This window comes from Sorangium sp. So ce693 (assembly GCF_051521375.1).
Taxonomy (GTDB): Bacteria; Myxococcota_A; Polyangia; order Polyangiales; family Polyangiaceae; genus Sorangium; species Sorangium atrum.
Window position 1 is genome coordinate 2,989,330 of the sequence record NZ_CP150347.1, and the last position, 14,686, is coordinate 3,004,015.

At 72.0% G+C, this 14,686-nt stretch carries 11 protein-coding genes; 2 read left to right on the plus strand and 9 right to left on the minus strand.

Translation table 11 applies throughout. From position 1 onward, the window contains the following. Window positions 1-17: 17 nt before the first annotated feature. Window positions 18-527: a hypothetical protein gene (locus WMF14_RS11500; protein ID WP_437800833.1), complete on the minus strand. Its 510-nt coding sequence runs from the start codon at window positions 525-527 to the stop codon at window positions 18-20. Between the two features lie 339 nt (window positions 528-866). Between WMF14_RS11500 and rplC the strand changes: the two genes are divergently transcribed. Together rplC and WMF14_RS11510 are read left to right on the plus strand one after the other, a co-directional pair. Continuing rightward, window positions 867-1,565, plus strand: coding sequence for a 50S ribosomal protein L3 (gene rplC / locus WMF14_RS11505; RefSeq protein WP_272101674.1), 699 nt, complete (start codon window positions 867-869; stop codon window positions 1,563-1,565). 69 nt (window positions 1,566-1,634) lie between these two features. After that, the gene (locus tag WMF14_RS11510) at window positions 1,635-2,252 is read left to right on the plus strand and encodes an SAM-dependent methyltransferase (RefSeq protein ID WP_437328725.1); all 618 of its coding nucleotides are present in this window, start codon (window positions 1,635-1,637) and stop codon (window positions 2,250-2,252) included. A 329-nt stretch (window positions 2,253-2,581) separates the two neighbouring features. Here WMF14_RS11510 and WMF14_RS11515 read toward each other — a convergent pair whose 3' ends face one another. The 8 genes from WMF14_RS11515 to WMF14_RS11550 all read right to left on the minus strand — a co-directional run bounded on the left by WMF14_RS11515 (window position 2,582) and on the right by WMF14_RS11550 (window position 14,651). Then, window positions 2,582-3,766, minus strand: a complete 1,185-nt coding sequence (locus tag WMF14_RS11515; protein WP_437800835.1) for an acyl-CoA dehydrogenase family protein — start codon at window positions 3,764-3,766, stop codon at window positions 2,582-2,584. Window positions 3,767-3,828: 62 nt separating this feature from the next. Then, window positions 3,829-5,916, minus strand: a complete 2,088-nt coding sequence (locus tag WMF14_RS11520; protein ID WP_437800836.1) for a L,D-transpeptidase family protein — start codon at window positions 5,914-5,916, stop codon at window positions 3,829-3,831. 216 nt (window positions 5,917-6,132) lie between these two features. Continuing rightward, window positions 6,133-8,004: a DNRLRE domain-containing protein gene (locus WMF14_RS11525; RefSeq protein WP_437800838.1), complete on the minus strand. Its 1,872-nt coding sequence runs from the start codon at window positions 8,002-8,004 to the stop codon at window positions 6,133-6,135. Between the two features lie 506 nt (window positions 8,005-8,510). Continuing rightward, window positions 8,511-9,305, minus strand: a complete 795-nt coding sequence (locus tag WMF14_RS11530; protein WP_437328728.1) for a creatininase family protein — start codon at window positions 9,303-9,305, stop codon at window positions 8,511-8,513. 3 nt (window positions 9,306-9,308) lie between these two features. After that, entirely contained in the window at window positions 9,309-11,012 is a 1,704-nt protein-coding gene (locus tag WMF14_RS11535) for a benzoate-CoA ligase family protein (RefSeq protein ID WP_437800841.1), read from the minus strand. Window positions 11,013-11,014: 2 nt separating this feature from the next. Then, window positions 11,015-12,499 (minus strand): NADH:flavin oxidoreductase, encoded by a 1,485-nt coding sequence (locus tag WMF14_RS11540; protein ID WP_437800842.1) that lies wholly within the window; start codon window positions 12,497-12,499, stop codon window positions 11,015-11,017. Window positions 12,500-12,501: 2 nt separating this feature from the next. Beyond that, on the minus strand, window positions 12,502-13,767 hold the full coding sequence (locus WMF14_RS11545) for an acyl-CoA dehydrogenase family protein (protein WP_437800844.1): 1,266 nt from the start codon (window positions 13,765-13,767) through the stop codon (window positions 12,502-12,504). Continuing rightward, window positions 13,764-14,651: an enoyl-CoA hydratase family protein gene (locus tag WMF14_RS11550; protein WP_437804185.1), complete on the minus strand. Its 888-nt coding sequence runs from the start codon at window positions 14,649-14,651 to the stop codon at window positions 13,764-13,766. Before WMF14_RS11550 ends, WMF14_RS11545 begins: the two co-directional genes overlap by 4 nt. Between the last annotated feature and the right edge of the window lie 35 nt (window positions 14,652-14,686).

Below are 14,686 nucleotides of genomic sequence, written 5' to 3' on the forward strand. Positions count from 1 at the left end.
GCGAGGCGCGCGCGCTGTCAGAGCATGAGCCAGAGCTCGGCGTCGTAGCGCTTCGCGCTGCCGCCCGTGTCCTGCGCCGCGCGGCGCCTCCCCGAGGCGGGCTCCCCCGCGCTGCCCGGCGCGTCGTCCCGGCGCGCCCCGTCGCCTCGAGCGGGCGCGCCGGCGTGGGCCACGTCGATCCCGGCCGCGGCGCAGCGGGCGACGGCGAAGCGGAGCATCTCGCGCACGTCGCCCGAGCCGAGCATGCCGCGCGTCCGGTGGCGCGCGATCGCGGCGGCGCGCTCGATGCACTCGGCGCAGGGGGCCACCTCCGATCGGAACCTGAAGAGCAGCGTCCCCTCGGGCCACCCGAGCGCCGACGCCTCGATGCTCACCACGACGAACTCGCCGTCGCGGACCACCCGGGTCCGGGCCGCGCCCGCGCTGTTTTCCGCGGCGCCGTGCGATTCGCCTCTCAGGAGGAACCAGTAACGATCCATGAGGCGCTCGACGTCGTCCGGCTCACCGTGAGCGATGATGTCTGTCATCCGTGACCTCCAATGAGGCAATGTGAGGCCCGCTCCTCGGAACTTCGATGCCAGGGAGAGACAGGAAATGTCCGCCCAGAAGGACAATGTCCGGGCGATCGTGACGCGATGCGTCTTGAAGAGATGTAGTGCGGATCACCGTTATGGCGGTGGTTTTCGCTTCCCTTTGGGGGCTCCGTGGGTAAGCTCTGCGCCCCCCAACGTGCCCGGCGGGAAGCCGCCCCGGTTCTTCGCTCCGAACCGGCTCGTGACGAGGCGCACCGAGGGGATCGCTCTCGCGGCGCGCCGCGCGGAGCCAGTCCCAGCCACCCCAGACGGAGCGAGCAAGGCAATCCCATCATGAATCAGCATCCCGGCATCATCGGCAAGAAGATCGGCATGACGCAGATCTTCAACGAGACGGGCGAGGTCCTGCGCTGCACGGTCGTGCAGGCGGGCTGCGTCGTCATCGGCAAGCGCACGCTCGAGAAGGACGGCTACAGCGCCCTCATCCTCGGCCTGGGCGAGCGGGCGGAGAAGCACACGACGAAGCCGGTCGCCGGCGCGTACAAGAAGTCGGGGCAGACGCCGAAGCGGATCGTGCGCGAGCTGCGCTGCAGCCCGGAGCACGCGGCGAAGTACGAGCTCGGCAGCACGCTCAAGGTCGACGAGATCTTCGAGGTGGGCCAGCGGGTGGACGCCCAGGGCCGCTCGCGCGGCCGCGGCTTCAGCGGCGTCATCCGCCGGTGGAGCTTCGCCGGCGCGGTCAGCTCGCACGGTACGCACGAGTACTTCCGCCACGGCGGCTCGATCGGTACGAACATGACCCCCGGCCGCACGCTGCCCGGCCTGAAGATGCCCGGCCACTACGGCGACGAGACGGTGAGCGCGCTCAACCTCAAGATCGCGAAGCTCCTCCCCGAGGACAACCTGATCCTCATCGAGGGTCCGGTCCCCGGCCCGAAGAACCAGGTGGTGACGATCCGCGGCGCCGTGAAGAAGCGCGGCGGCAAGGGGATCGTGCCGGTGCAGCAGCCGACCAAGAAGAAGGGCGGCTGATCCCGGCCGACGGCGGTGGCGCTCCCGTGAGCGAGCGCCCCGCCGGTCGTGCCTGCCGAGTGTCCCTCCGTGTCGCAGAAGCCGAAGAACCCGTACAAGCGGCCTGACGCCTTCACGAAGGCGGCGAAGGCGCAGGGCTATCCTGCGCGCAGCGTCTTCAAGCTCGAGGAGATCGATCGCCGGGTGCGGCTGCTCCGCCCTGGCCAGCGGGTGCTCGACCTGGGCGCAGCGCCGGGCTCGTGGTCGATGTACGCGGCGCAGCGGATCGGCGCGGGGGGCAAGCTGCTCGCGGTCGATCTGTCGCCGATCACGGCGGCGTTCGGCCCGCAGGCGACCGTGGTGCAGGGGGACGCGCTGTCGCTGACGAACGAGGCGCTCGCGCAGTTCGCGCCGTACGACGTGGTGCTGTCGGACATGGCGCCCGCGACGAGCGGCAGCAAGATCGCCGACCAGGCCCGGAGCTACGAGCTGTTCATGCGCGCCGTGGCCGTGGCCGAGGCGCTGCTCGCGCCGGGGGGGGCGTTCGTCGGGAAGATCTTCATGAGCGAGGACTTCGTGAAGGCCCGGGACGCGCTGAGGAACCTCTGCGAGGAGGTCCGGAGCATCCGGCCCGAGGGGACGCGGGCGAACAGCGTGGAGATCTTCCTGGTGGGGCTGCGAAGGAAAGCGGCGGGGAAGACGGGGTAGGGGAGCGGGGCGGCGGAGAGGTCTTGGCGTACTGCCCGGCCCCCGGAGAGGGTGTTCGTGGGGCGGCGCGGGGGCCCCACCGAACTCGCCCAATTGACGTTCTATCTCCGGCGTGCACAGCACGCCGGAGATAGAACGTCAATTGGGCTCAAACAACGGTCCGTCCCCCGCGCCGCCCCACGAACACCCTCTCCGGGGGCCTACGGCTCTCCTGGATCATACCCACTGGGACAGCGATCCATACCCGCGTTGAGATGCGATAGTCCCTTTCGGGGGCATCTATCACGGTGATTCGGGACCGAGGCAGCGCAGAATCCGGGCGGTTGCCATCAGAACGCGTTGTGCCCCGTGATCGCGTTGCCGAGGATCAGGCAATGCACCTCGTCGGTGCCCTCGTAGGTGTACACGCTCTCCAGGTTGAGCATGTGCCGGATGACCGGGTAATCGAGCAGGATGCCGTTCGCGCCGAGCACGCTCCGCGCGGTCCGCGCGATCTTGAGCGCCCAGCCGACGTTGTTCCGCTTGCACAGCGAGACCTGCACCGGGCTGATGCCGGTCGTGTCCTTCAGCCGCCCGAAGTGCAGCGCCATGAGCTGCCCCTTCGCGATCTCCGTCGCCATCTCGACGAGCTCGGACTGGATGAGCTGCCGTGACGCGATCGGCTGGCCGAACTGGGTGCGCTCGCGCGCATAGGAGACCGCCGTCTCGTAGCAGGCACGCGCGGCGCCCAGCGCGCCCCACGCGATGCCGAAGCGCGCCTGGGTCAGGCAGCCGAGCGGGCCCTTCAGGCCGACCACGCCCGGGAGCACGTTCTCCTCCGGTACGCGCACCTCGTTCAGGACGATCTCGCCTGTCGGGCTGGCGCGCAGGCTCATCTTGCCGTGGATGAGCGGGGTCTCCAGGCCCTTCATCCCGCGCTCCACCACGAAGCCACGGATGGACTCGGCCCCTCCATCGTCGACCTTGGCCCACACAACGCAGAGGTCCGCGATGGGCGCGCTCGTGATCCACATCTTCGTGCCCGTCAGCACGTACGAGCTCCCGTCCTTCCGGGCGCGTGTCTTCATCGAGCTCGGATCCGACCCGCTGTCGGGCTCCGTCAGGCCGAAGCAGCCGATCAGCTCGGCGGCGGCCATCCTCGGCAGCCAGCGCTGCTTCTGCGCCTCGGAGCCGTACTTCCAGATCGGATACATCGCCAGCGAGCCCTGGACGCTCACGAAGCTGCGCAGGCCGCTGTCGCCATACTCGAGCTCCTGCAGCGCGAGGCCGTATGCGACCGAGTTCATGCCGGCGCAGCCGTAGCCGGTCAGCGAGCCGCCGAGCAGGCCGAGCGCGGCGATCTGGGGGATCAGGTCGGTCGCGAACTCCTCGCGCGCGAACAGATCCGCGGCGCGCGGGAGGTACCGCTCGCGCACGAAGCGACGGACGGCATCGCGGATCATGCGCTCTTCCTCGGAGAGCAGCGGATCGATCGCCATGAGCTGATCGAGCGAGTGGGGCTCCTGGGTGGCCATGGAGCGAGCGTGTAGCGTGCCTTCGCGCGGCGCGGAAGGGGCAGCGCCGGCGGGCCGGCGGCTCAGGGGCGGATGGAGACGAGCGTGCCCTTCCGTAGCGAGAGCGCGCCGTGCCATTCGGCCGGCACCTCGGGGGTCGTCCACTCGAACAGCCAGGCGGCGTCGAGCGGAGAGAGGTTCACACAACCGTGGCTGCGCGGGGTGCCGAAATCGTCGTGCCAGTAGGCCGCGTGGAACGCGAAGCCCTCCGTGAAGTACTGGACGAAAGGCACGTCGCGGAAGTCGAACGGATCCTCCTCCTCCTCGTCGCCGTCCATCGTGACCGTGACGTGCTTCGTGTGGATGCGGAACAGCCCCTGGATGGTAGAGCGCGTCGTCTTGGGATCGCCGAGCCCGTCGGCCCCCGTCGAGACAAGGGTCACGTAGACCGGGCGAGCGCCCTCGTAGGCGACGAGGCTCTGCTTGTCGATCGAGACGTCGATCCACTTCCGCCCGCGCACCGCCCACGCGGGGGTCCTGGGGAGCGGGTCGACGCGCACGACCTCGTCGGCGCGGACGAGCGAGCCGTCCCGCGCCTCGAGGTAGTCGATGCCGCCGACACGCCGCGATGCGCCGGACAGCGGGATCGCCTCGCGAAAGCGGAGCGGGGCGCGGGTGACGCCGCGCTCGCCTGGGACGAGGCGCGCGGCGTGGCGGCGCCTGGCGAAGGCCACGGGCAAGGTGACGCCCTCCGGGAGCGCCAGCCCGGCGAAGGCGCTCGGCCGGATGACGCGGGTGCGGTCGAGCGGCAGGACGGCGAGGTCGGTCGTCAGGCCGAAGCGGCGCCCGTCGTGGTCGAAGGTCGAGAGCAGGGCGAAGCCGGAGCGCGTCCGGGCGCGGCCCAGGACGAGCGCGCCGGGCGAGCGGCGATCGCCGGCGAGCCCGGGCGCCGGCCGCCCATAGAGCAGGACCGAGGGGGTGACGTCCGGAGGCGGAGGCGCGACGAAGTCCGGCGCGCGCGCGGCGGTCGCGGCGCGGAGCAGGTGCGCGGCGAGGTCGGGCTCGGCGCCGCGCTGCTCGTCCTCGTCGGGCAGGCGCGCATAGAGCAGCGGGGTGGGGGAGCGAGACATCACGTACGTGTAGGGCAGGCCGCCGAGCAGGGTTGTCGCGTCGCCTGCCCGCATTGCGGCAAGTGCGCTTGCGCCGGCCTGCGTTGCGGCAAGCGCACTTGCGCCGGCCTGCGTTGTGGCAAGCGCGGTCTCGCCCGGCTGCGTTGCAGCAAGTGTGGCCTCGCCCGCCTGCGCCGCGGCAAATGCGTTTGCGCCCGGCTGCGTTGCGGCAAGTGCGGTCTCGCCCGGCTGCGTTGCGGCAATTGTCGCCTCGCCCGGCTGCGCAGCGGCAATTGTGGTCTCGCCCGGCTGCGCAGCGGCAATTGTGGTCTCGCCCGTCTGCGCAGCGGCAACTGGGGTCTCGCCCGGCTGTGTTGTGGCAGGCGCGGCCTCGCCACGAACGACCGGCAAGGCGGGCGGAGCGAACCGGCGGGCCGGGCGGCGAGACGATGCCTCGACCGCGAGGTCGTGAATGTTGAGCGTCGCACTGGCGCCGATGCAGACGTAGCCGTTCGGCTCGATGCGGTACCAGCCCTCGGCGCACGACGTCCTGCCGGACGGCTGCGGCCTGCGCGCGACCACGGCGCCGGCGCGCAGGTACCCGATCCGCCGGCTGGTCCAGCGCGGCTCGGCGAAGACCCAGGTCTCCCTGGCGATGCTCGCGAGCTCGTGGACCTCCTCCTCGGCCGCCGTCGGCGAGGTGGCCGGGGGAGGATCGATCTCGGGCAGCTTGTCGGATCCGTCATCGACGAGCTCCGGCGGCAGCGCCGGCAACGCGAGCGGGTCACCGCCAGGCGCTGCCGCGAGAGCGCCCGGCGCCATCGCGAGAGCGCCCGGCGCCATCGCGGCCTCCGCGCTGGGCGGCGCGGCGTCCTCGACGCTGGCGGTGGAGGACGCCGGGGCAGCGACGGCGGGCGCGGTCGCGGCGAGCGGCGCGGTGACGGCGGCGGCGGGCGCAGGGGCCGGGGACGTCGCGGCTGGCTCGGAGGCAGGGCGCGGGCAGCTCACGCTCAGCGTCGCGAGCGCTATGGCCGGCAGGAGGAGGACGCCTCTCACGCGCATGGAGCGCGCGTATCAGGAGGCGCCGACGAGGGCCAAGTTCAAGGGGGTTCAGCAGCGTGGGAGGGCACGGGAGCGAGCGGCTCGCCGGCAGGAGGCGCCAGGAGGCCCGGCAGGGCCGGCGGGCGCCTTGGCGCGACGTGCGCGGCCGGACCCGCGCCCGCCGGCTTCACCAGCGCGGCGCGCGGCCGCCTCGCCGCGCCGCCGGCTGGAGCGGCGTCACGGCGTGGGGAGATCGCGCGCGCACGTCGCTGTGACGTAGTAGCGCCGCGAGGTGCCCGCGTAGGAGACCTGATAGTCCGTCGTCTGCTTGAAGGCAGCGGCCAGGAAGCTGCCGCCGTGCATGAAGCGCGTGCTCGAGCTGTTGTCGAGCCGCGAGCAGTCGTTGCAGGGCGTCAGCAGCGAATAGTTGTCCGAGCCGTCGCGGGTGGCCTTGTACGCGTTGCCGGCCAGGTCGAGGTGACCCCACCGCCCGGCGCCATGGGGGAACTTGCCGACGTCCGTGAGGTCCGTCTGCGAGCAGGGATAGAGCGACGGATACCCAGTGACGCAGTCGCCCGCCACCGAGCCGTCGCCCTGGCAGCACCAGGACGCGTCCTGAAGCGTGATATCGTAGACGCTCGAGCCGCCCCACGGATAGAGGCGCTGCTCGTTGCCGCCCGCAGAGGCGTAGTTGACCTCCGCCTGGGTCGGCAGCCGGCCGCCGTCCCACGCGCAGAACGCGAACAGCTCGTACCACGTCGCGCAGACGATCGGCTTCTTCTCCTTACCTGCCGGCGTGTCGCTCCAGGACGGCCATCCATAGGGATCGCAGATGAGCGCCGTCTTGAGCGCGCTCGTGTTGGCCGTGAGGTTAGTGTTCCACGACGGGTCCCAGCCGCTGTTCGCGATCTTCGGGTGTGCACCCGCCCCGGCGGCCGGCGGGTTGGCCTGGGTCGGGCCGCCGGTCTGCTCGAGGTACTGGCGGAACCGCCCCACCGTGACCGAGTACTTGTCGAGGTAGAAGCTGCTGACCGTCGCCGGCAGGCCCGCATTGTTCAGCCGGTTGAACGTGCCGCCCGGGACCGGGAGGGTAGAGCAGCAGTTATCGCCCCCCTCGACGCCGCAATTGGCACCTGCGCCTGGGGTGCTGCTGTTGCAGCTGATCGGCAGGCCAGGCACGCCGCCCCCGCCTCCACCCCCCGCGCCCCCGGCGCCGCCCGCGCCCCCGGCGCCGCCCGCACCGCCCGCGCCCCCGGCGCCGCCCGCGCTGCTGGAGCTCGCCGTCGTGGAGGAGGTCGTCGAGGAGCTGGAGCTCGCCGTCGTGGAGGAGGTCGTCGAGGAGCTGGAGCTCGCTGTCGTGGAGGAGGTCGTCGAGGAGCTGGAGCTCGCCGTCGTGGAGGAGGTCGTCGAGGAGCTGGAGCTGCTCGACGTCGCCGTCGTGCCCCCCGTCGCGCTGTCGTAGCAGACGCGGAGAGACGGCCGCCTATCCAGCGATGCCTCGCTCGTTCTGATGTGGGTGCGACTCGTGGTTTGCTCGAAGAGCACGCCGTGGTTCTGGACGGCGCCGCTCACCCAGCTCTGCACAAGCTCGGTGAGGCTGAGCGTGTGGTAAGAGTAGTTGTATCCGGCGTCCGCCGTGAGGTACCCCAGGACCGTCGGATCCCAGGCGGCCGAGTGCGAGTTCCACGTCACCGTGTTCTCGTCCCAGGCCGTCGTGATCCGGTGCGCCCGCATCACACCCGGGGGGGGCGCGGCACCTATGTTGAGGGAGAGATCCGCTGAGACGATGGTGGCGTTGGCAGGGATCGACGAGAGATCGAACGCGATCAGCGCGCGCATCTGGGAACCGGAGCTCTCGCCGGCGTACATGTCGGCCCCGGTGGGCGTGTAGTTGGGATAGGTCGAATTGAGGAGGGCATCCTTGACCACGCCCGTCGTCCCGGTGCGCTGGAGAGTCACACAGACCGTCACGGCCTGCTGCGCCTCACCGAGCAGCTCGCCACCTTCGTCTTGTACGCCAACGCACCCGGCGAGCGCCGCGCCGGAGGCGGCGGCAAGAGAGGCCAGGAGCAGATGCCGAGACCCTCGCACGATCGTTCGATTCCTCATGATGCTCTCCGATCCGCATCGCCGGGCCAGCTCCGCCCGCGAGGCTGCATGTGATGCCATCGCGCAGGAACGCCAGAGAGCGCCCCCGCCAAAACCACCATCTGGATGCGCGCCGTAAAGCATCACCTTCATCAGGTCAGCCGTCGGATCGTTCTGGCGTCAAACAGCGCGCGAGGAAAACGATACCGTTTTACGGCTTCTCTTTGAATACGTCAATTGGGAAGCGAGGCTTGTTGTCGAAAATCTGATAATATTGCTTGTGATGTCAGGACAAAAATAATCATTATTGCTCAAGTCGATGGTGATTGTCGAGCGCCGTGAAGCACATTTGTGATGTCGCTCACGTTCTACGTTCTGCGCGCTTCCACGCGGCGCGCGCGGCCTGAGTGACCTGTTCAGCTTGCCGAGGCGCGTGAGTCGATGGCGGATTCTGCCGTTCAGGCGAGCGTGAGGCAGTGGCGATGGGGCAGAGGCGCCTACTTTTGTCTACCTGGCCACCGTTTGGCTTACCCGCTGCCTTTTCCTGGCATGGGCTCGTGACCGGCAGCCCTGGAGAGCCCCTCCTCGACCTCGGTCACGACCATCGTCGCGAGCAGATCGAGCAACGCACGGCCTTCGTCCTCGGATGCCTCGCGCGGAGAGCCGGTATAGGCGGCGTCCATGCCCAGGGCGCGGAAGCTCTTCACCCCTGCTTGAATTCCCTCCGACAGGCTCAGCGCGAGATCGGGCAGCGCATGGGCGATGTCTCTCCGGACGAGCGCGGAGGCCGCGGCGAGGACGAGCGAGGTCTCGTAACGGCCCGCGTGGCAGGCGCCGCTCCGGAACTCCGCGGAGAGCGTCCGTGCCCAGCGGCGCGCGAGCGGACACGCGACGGAGGCGCGGCCCAGGGGCAGGTCGCTGGCGGCGGCGCGCACGGCGCGGTCGTGCTCCGGCTCGAGGTGGTTGTTGATGAAGCAGACATGGGCCAGGCCGGCCGACAGGTAGGCCTCGGCGACGGCGCGCAGAAAGGCGGTGAGCGCGGGCGCCGGGATCGAGATCGCGCCCGCGAAGCCTGCCGCGAAGTCGGTCACGCCATAACCGACGGGCGGGGCGACGAGCGCGGCGACGCCTCGCTCCCACAGCCGGCGGCCGGCCTGCTCGGCCGCGGCCTCGCCGATGAGCGTGTCCGTACCGAGCGGCAGGTGCGGGCCGTGCGGCTCGACCGAGCCGACCGGCACGAGCGCGACGCACGGCGCGCCGGCCGAGAGGAGCGCGGCGAGCTCCTCGGTCGTGAGCTCCGCGAGGCGCGGCGCGGCCTGCATGGGCTACAGGCCCGCCGGGTTCTCGCCGGCGACCTCGCGCTGCCGGAGCGCCTTGCGATCGGCCTTGCCGCGATCGTTCCTCGGGATGTCATCGACGAAGGCGACCCAGCGCGGGTACTTGTGCTTGCTCAGCCGATCCTTCACGAAGGCCTTGAGCTCCTGGGCGAGCTCGGCCCTCCCCTCGTCGGTGGCGACGCGGCCGCGCGCGTCGTCGCGGACCACGATGAACGCCTTCGGCTTCACGAGGCCCGCCTCCTCGGCGCCGATCACGGCGGCGAGGCTGACGGCCGGGTGCTCGGTCAGGCACTCCTCCACCTCGACCGGCGCGACCCAGACGCCGCCCACCTTGAGCAGCTCGTCGGCGCGCCCGCTGAACCAGAGGTAACCCTCGGCATCCATGCGGAAGAGATCCCCGGTGCGGCACCAGTGGCCGTGGAAGGTGCCCCAGCTCTTCTCGCGATCCTGGAAGTAGCCGAGCGCGACCGAGTCGCCCTTCACCCACATGACGCCGGTCTCGCCTGGCGGGAGCTCGGGCGCGCCCGGCCCGGCCGCGTCCGAGGAGAGGATCTTGATCGTGTACCCCTCCACGACGCGGCCGAGCGACCCCGGGCGCACATCGCCGGGGCGGTTCGTGCAGTAGATGTGGAACATCTCCGCGGAGCCGATGCCGTCATAGACGTCGGCGTGGAACCGCCCGCGGAAGCGCTCGAGGAGCGCCGGCGGCAGCGCCTCGCCCGCGGACAGGTGGAAGCGGACGCTGGAGAGATCGAGGCGCGGCTCGCCGCGCGCCGCGAGGGCGTCGTCGTGATCGAGCAGCTTGCCCATCATCGTCGGGACGTTGGTGACGACCGTCGGGCGATAGCGCTCGATGTACCGCGCGAGCGACTCCGGCGTGGGCCGCTCGACGAAGAGGCCGGACGTCGCCCCGACGGCGAAGGGGAACATCAGGTTGGTGCCCGTTGCGTAGCCGAAGAAGAGGCGCGGCACCGAGACGGTGATGTCGTCCTTGCGGTAGCCAACGGTCGCCTTGGCGTAGCGCTCGGTGTTGAAGGCGAAGTCGCGGTGCGTGTGCATGGCCGCCTTGCTCCTGCCGGTGGAGCCGGACGTGAACAGCCAGATGGCGACGTCGTCGCGCCGGGTGGGGCGGGGGCCTGCCGGGGCGCGCTTCGCCGCGAGCGCCGCGCGCCCCTGCGCGAGGGCGCCGCGGAGCGAGGTACCCCGAAGCGCCGCGAGGGCCGGCGAGACCGGGAGATCGGCCTCGAGATCGCCGCCGGTCGGGACCTCGGGCACCAGCACGACGGTGCGGACGTTCGTGGCCGCGAGCGCGCCTTGAAGCGCGAGCGCCTCGGCCACGCGCGGGATCGTGACGACCGCGGCGGCGCGCGTGTACTCGACGAGGTGCGCGAGGTCGGGCGCGGGCGCCTCGGGGTTGCCCATCGCCACGACCGCGCCGTGGCCCAGCGCCGCGAAGAAGGACCAGACGAACGCGGGCGAGTCGTGCAGGACGATGAGCACCCGCTGCTCGAGCGCGACGTCTTCGACGGCGAGGTGCGCCTGGAGCATCCGGACCTTCTCGGCGACGTCGGCGTAGGTGTGCCGCTGATCGCCGAAGAGCAGCGCGACCTTGTCGCCGAGCCCCTCGCGCAGCCGATCGAACAGCAAGTAGTCGGCGAGGTTGAACTCGTCAGGGAACGTCGGTGCGGTCATCGTCACGCCTCCTCTCGCCTCCATCGCGGCGCCGTGAGCCGCCGCTTTCCGCCCTCCGTGGTCGCGACCCCCGGCTCGTCGAGCCCCTCGCGATCCCAGAGCTGACACGTCACGGGTCGGTGGCGCTGATCGAGCGCCTCGCAGTAATTGGAATAGATGCAGCGCCGGACCTCGCCGCTGCGGCCGAGCCGCACCTTCAGGAACCAGTCGGGATCCGCGAGCGTCTGCCGTGCCGCCCCGATGAGATCGGCCTCGTCGCGCGCGAGGATCGCCTCGGCCTGGGCGAACGTGCAGATCCCCCCCGCCACGACGACCGGCGTGCCGAGGCCGGACGCGCGCAGGGCGCGCCGGATCTGCGCCTGCTTCGGCACCTGCCGCCCGAACGGCCCCGCCGCGTCCGAGAGCGCGGTCGGCATGCACTCGTACCCGCTCGGGCCGGTGTAGGGGTACGCGGCCTCGCCGACCTTGGGCTGCTTCGCGTCCTCGAACTTGCCGCCGGTCGACAGCGAGAGGAAATCCATGCCGGCGCGCGCGAACGCGATCGCGAAGAACGCCGCGTCGTCGACCCGGCTGCCCCCCGCGATGACGTCGTCACAGAGGAAGCGGCAGCCCACCGTGAAGCGAGAGGAGACGGCGGCGCGCACCGCCGCGTAGACCTCGAGCGGGAGGCGCGCGCGGCGCTCGCGATCGCCGCCGTAGCCGTCCGAGCGGGTGTTCAGCGCGGACAGGAACGAGGCCATGGTGTAGGCGTGCGCGTAGTGGAGCTCGACGCCGTCGAAGCCCGCCTCGCGCGCCCTCACGGCGGCCGCGGCGAACAGGCCGGGGAGCGTCCGCGGCAGGTCGCGGATGTGCGGGAGCGCGACGTCGGTGACGCGCTCCCGCTCGCCGAAGCGCAGCGCCTCGAGCTCGCGAGGCGCGAGCACGGCCTCGAGCCGAGCGTCGTCGAGCGCGAGCAGCCGCGCGCGCACCTCGAGCTCCGGCGCGTCCCGGAGCGGCGGCTCCTCGAGCGCCTCGGACAGGGCGCGCCGGTGCGCGCCGGTGATCTCCAGGAACTCCCGCAGGAACCTGTCCTTCGGCGGGCGCCTGCGGATGCGGAGGAAGTCGATGAGCTGCAGGAACACGCGCGTCCGGCCGGCGCTCCGCGCGCGGACCGTCCGGACGAGCTCCCGGAGCCCAGGGACGAACCGATCGTGTCCGACGCGGAGCAGCGGGCCGCTCGGCACGTCGCGGATCCCGGTCGCCTCGACAACCAGGGCGCCGGGCTGACCGTCGGCGAAGCGGCCGTACCAGTCGAGCACGTCCTGCGTGACGACGCCCTCCTCCGTCGCGCGCCATGGAACCATCGCGGGCACCCACGAGCGCTCGGCGAGCTCGAGGCCCGAGGCGAGGCGGAGCGGCGAGAAGAGGCGCGCGCGCGCCGCCTCGCCCGCGGCCGGAGGCTCCTCGCGGGGCAGCGCGTGGCGGATCCGCTCCGGCGGCTTCCACATGGCTACCGCGCCCCGTCGCGAGCGCGCTCGTCGGCCGGGGGCTCGGCGGCGGCGCGCTCGAGGATGCCCTTCGCGATGATGAGCTTCTGGATCTCCGTCGTCCCCTCGTAGATGCGCAGCGGCCTGATCTCGCGGTACAGCCGCTCGACCTCGGTCCCCTCGATGACCCCCATGCCGCCGTGGAGCTGGACCGCGCGGTCGATGATCCGCTGCGCCGCCTCGGTGGCGAACATCTTCGCCATGGCCGCCTCGGTCGAGACGCGCGCCGCCGCCGTGTCGCGCTTGTGGGCCGCGCGGGCGACGAGCAGGCGGGCCGCGTCGAGCTCGGTCGCCATCTCGGCGAGGTAGGCGCGCACCATCTGCTGCTCGGACAGGGGCGCCCCGAACTGCCTCCTCCGCGTGACGTGGGCGATCGCCTCGCGGAGCGCGCGCGCCGCCATCCCGTTCGCCGCCGCGCCGACCGAGATCCGGAAGGCGTCGAGCGTCTGCATCGCGAGCTTGAAGCCGCCGCCCACCTCGCCGAGCCGCGCGCTGTCCGGCACGCGGCAGCCCTCGAAGCGGAGCCGGCCGATCGGGTGCGGGACCGACATCGGGAGCGGCTCCGAGGCGACGCCCTTCGCGCCGCTGTCGACGAGGAACGCGGTGATCGCGGCGCGCCCGCCGCCGCGCTCGCCCGCCGCGCCGCCGTCGCGCGGCGGCGCGCCCGTGCGGGCGAAGACCACGACGTGGTGCGCGAGCGGCACGTTCGAGATCAGCACCTTCTCGCCGTCGAGGACCCATCCGTCGCCCTCGCGGCGGGCCTCGGTCCTCAGCGAGGCGACGTCGCTGCCCGCCTCGGGCTCGGTCAGCGCGAAGGCCCCGATGCGCCGCCCCGAGAGCACGTCGGGCAGGATCGCGCGGCGCTGCGCGTCGCTGCCGGCCAGCACGATCGGGTACGAGCCGAGCCCTTGCACCGCGAAGATCGCGTCGGCGAGCGGGGCGACCTGGCCGAGCGCCTCGCGGATGAGGACGAGCGAGCGCACGTCGATGGCGGTCGCGTCCGCGGGGACGCCGCCGCCGCTCGGCGCGCCGCCGAGCGCCTCGGGGACGAGGTGCGCGTAGAGCCCGAGCGGCTCGCCCATGCAGCGCGCCACGGCGGCGGCGTCGTGCGCTTCGGCGAGCCGCGCGAGCGGCGCGAGCGCCTCGGGCGTCAGCCGCGCGGCGAGCGCGGCGTGGCGCTCCTCGAAGAAGACGGGGAGATCGGCCGAGGAGAGCGCGAGCCTGCTCATACGCGGGGCGTCTCCAGGCCGGTGGACCGCGGGGTGGGGGGCGCGTCGGCGTCGCCGGGCGCGGCCGGCGCGTCGCCGAGATCGGCGCCCTCGAAGCGCGGCGGCCGCTTCGCCCTGTTCGCCTCGTGGGCCTCGCGGAAGTCGGGGTGGGCCATGCAGATGGCCTGCGCCTGCGCCTCGGCCTCGATCGCGGCGGCGAGGGGCATCGTGCGCTCGCTCTCGAGCATCTGCTTGGTCATCGCGTGCGCGAACGCCGGCCCGCGCGCGAGGCGCTCGGCCCAGCCGCGCGCCACGCCCAGCGCGTCGCTGTCGGCGACGACGCGGTTCACGAGGCCGATGCGGAGCGCCTCGTCGGCGCCGATGAGATCGCCGAAGAAGAGCAGCTCGGCGGCGCGCCCCTGGCCGACGATGCGCGGCAGGAGGTACGAGGCGCCCATGTCGGCGCCGGACAGGCCGACCTTGGGGAAGATGAACCCGAAGCGGGCGCTCGCCGCGGCGATGCGCAGGTCGCACGCGGCGGCGATCACCGCGCCCGCGCCGACGGCGACCCCGTTGACGGCGGCGATGACCGGGCGCCGGAGCTCGCAGATGCTCTGGATCAGCGCGCCGGTCGCGCGGGTGAACTCGAGCAGCCCCCGCGCGTCGCGCGCGAACAGCTCGGCGATGATCCCCTCGACGTCGCCGCCCGAGCAGAAGCCGCGCCCCGCTCCGGTGAGCACGACCGCGCGCGCGGCCGAGCGCTCGAGCGAGCGGAACGTCGCCGTGAGCTCGCCGTAGACCTCGAAGGTGAGGGCGTTCAGGCGGTCGGGGCGGCTCAGCGTGATCTCCGCGACGCCGCGGCTGATCTCGAGCTGGAAGGAGCGGGGTGTGAGGGTCATGGGGATCTCCTGGGTCCGGTGCGCGTCGGAGGCGAGCCTCG

What these genes read in the sequence shown, in the direction of transcription:
- WMF14_RS11515 (WP_437800835.1), bottom strand. Translation starts at nt 3,766, where the DNA reads ATGGCCACCCAGGAGCCCCACTCGCTCGATCAGCTCATGGCGATCGAT.
- WMF14_RS11530 (WP_437328728.1), bottom strand. Translation starts at nt 9,305, where the DNA reads ATGCAGGCCGCGCCGCGCCTCGCGGAGCTCACGACCGAGGAGCTCGCC.
- WMF14_RS11525 (WP_437800838.1), bottom strand. Translation starts at nt 8,004, where the DNA reads ATGAGGAATCGAACGATCGTGCGAGGGTCTCGGCATCTGCTCCTGGCC.
- rplC (WP_272101674.1), top strand. Translation starts at nt 867, where the DNA reads ATGAATCAGCATCCCGGCATCATCGGCAAGAAGATCGGCATGACGCAG.
- WMF14_RS11540 (WP_437800842.1), bottom strand. Translation starts at nt 12,499, where the DNA reads ATGTGGAAGCCGCCGGAGCGGATCCGCCACGCGCTGCCCCGCGAGGAG.
- WMF14_RS11545 (WP_437800844.1), bottom strand. Translation starts at nt 13,767, where the DNA reads ATGAGCAGGCTCGCGCTCTCCTCGGCCGATCTCCCCGTCTTCTTCGAG.
- WMF14_RS11535 (WP_437800841.1), bottom strand. Translation starts at nt 11,012, where the DNA reads ATGACCGCACCGACGTTCCCTGACGAGTTCAACCTCGCCGACTACTTG.
- WMF14_RS11500 (WP_437800833.1), bottom strand. Translation starts at nt 527, where the DNA reads ATGACAGACATCATCGCTCACGGTGAGCCGGACGACGTCGAGCGCCTC.
- WMF14_RS11520 (WP_437800836.1), bottom strand. Translation starts at nt 5,916, where the DNA reads ATGCGCGTGAGAGGCGTCCTCCTCCTGCCGGCCATAGCGCTCGCGACG.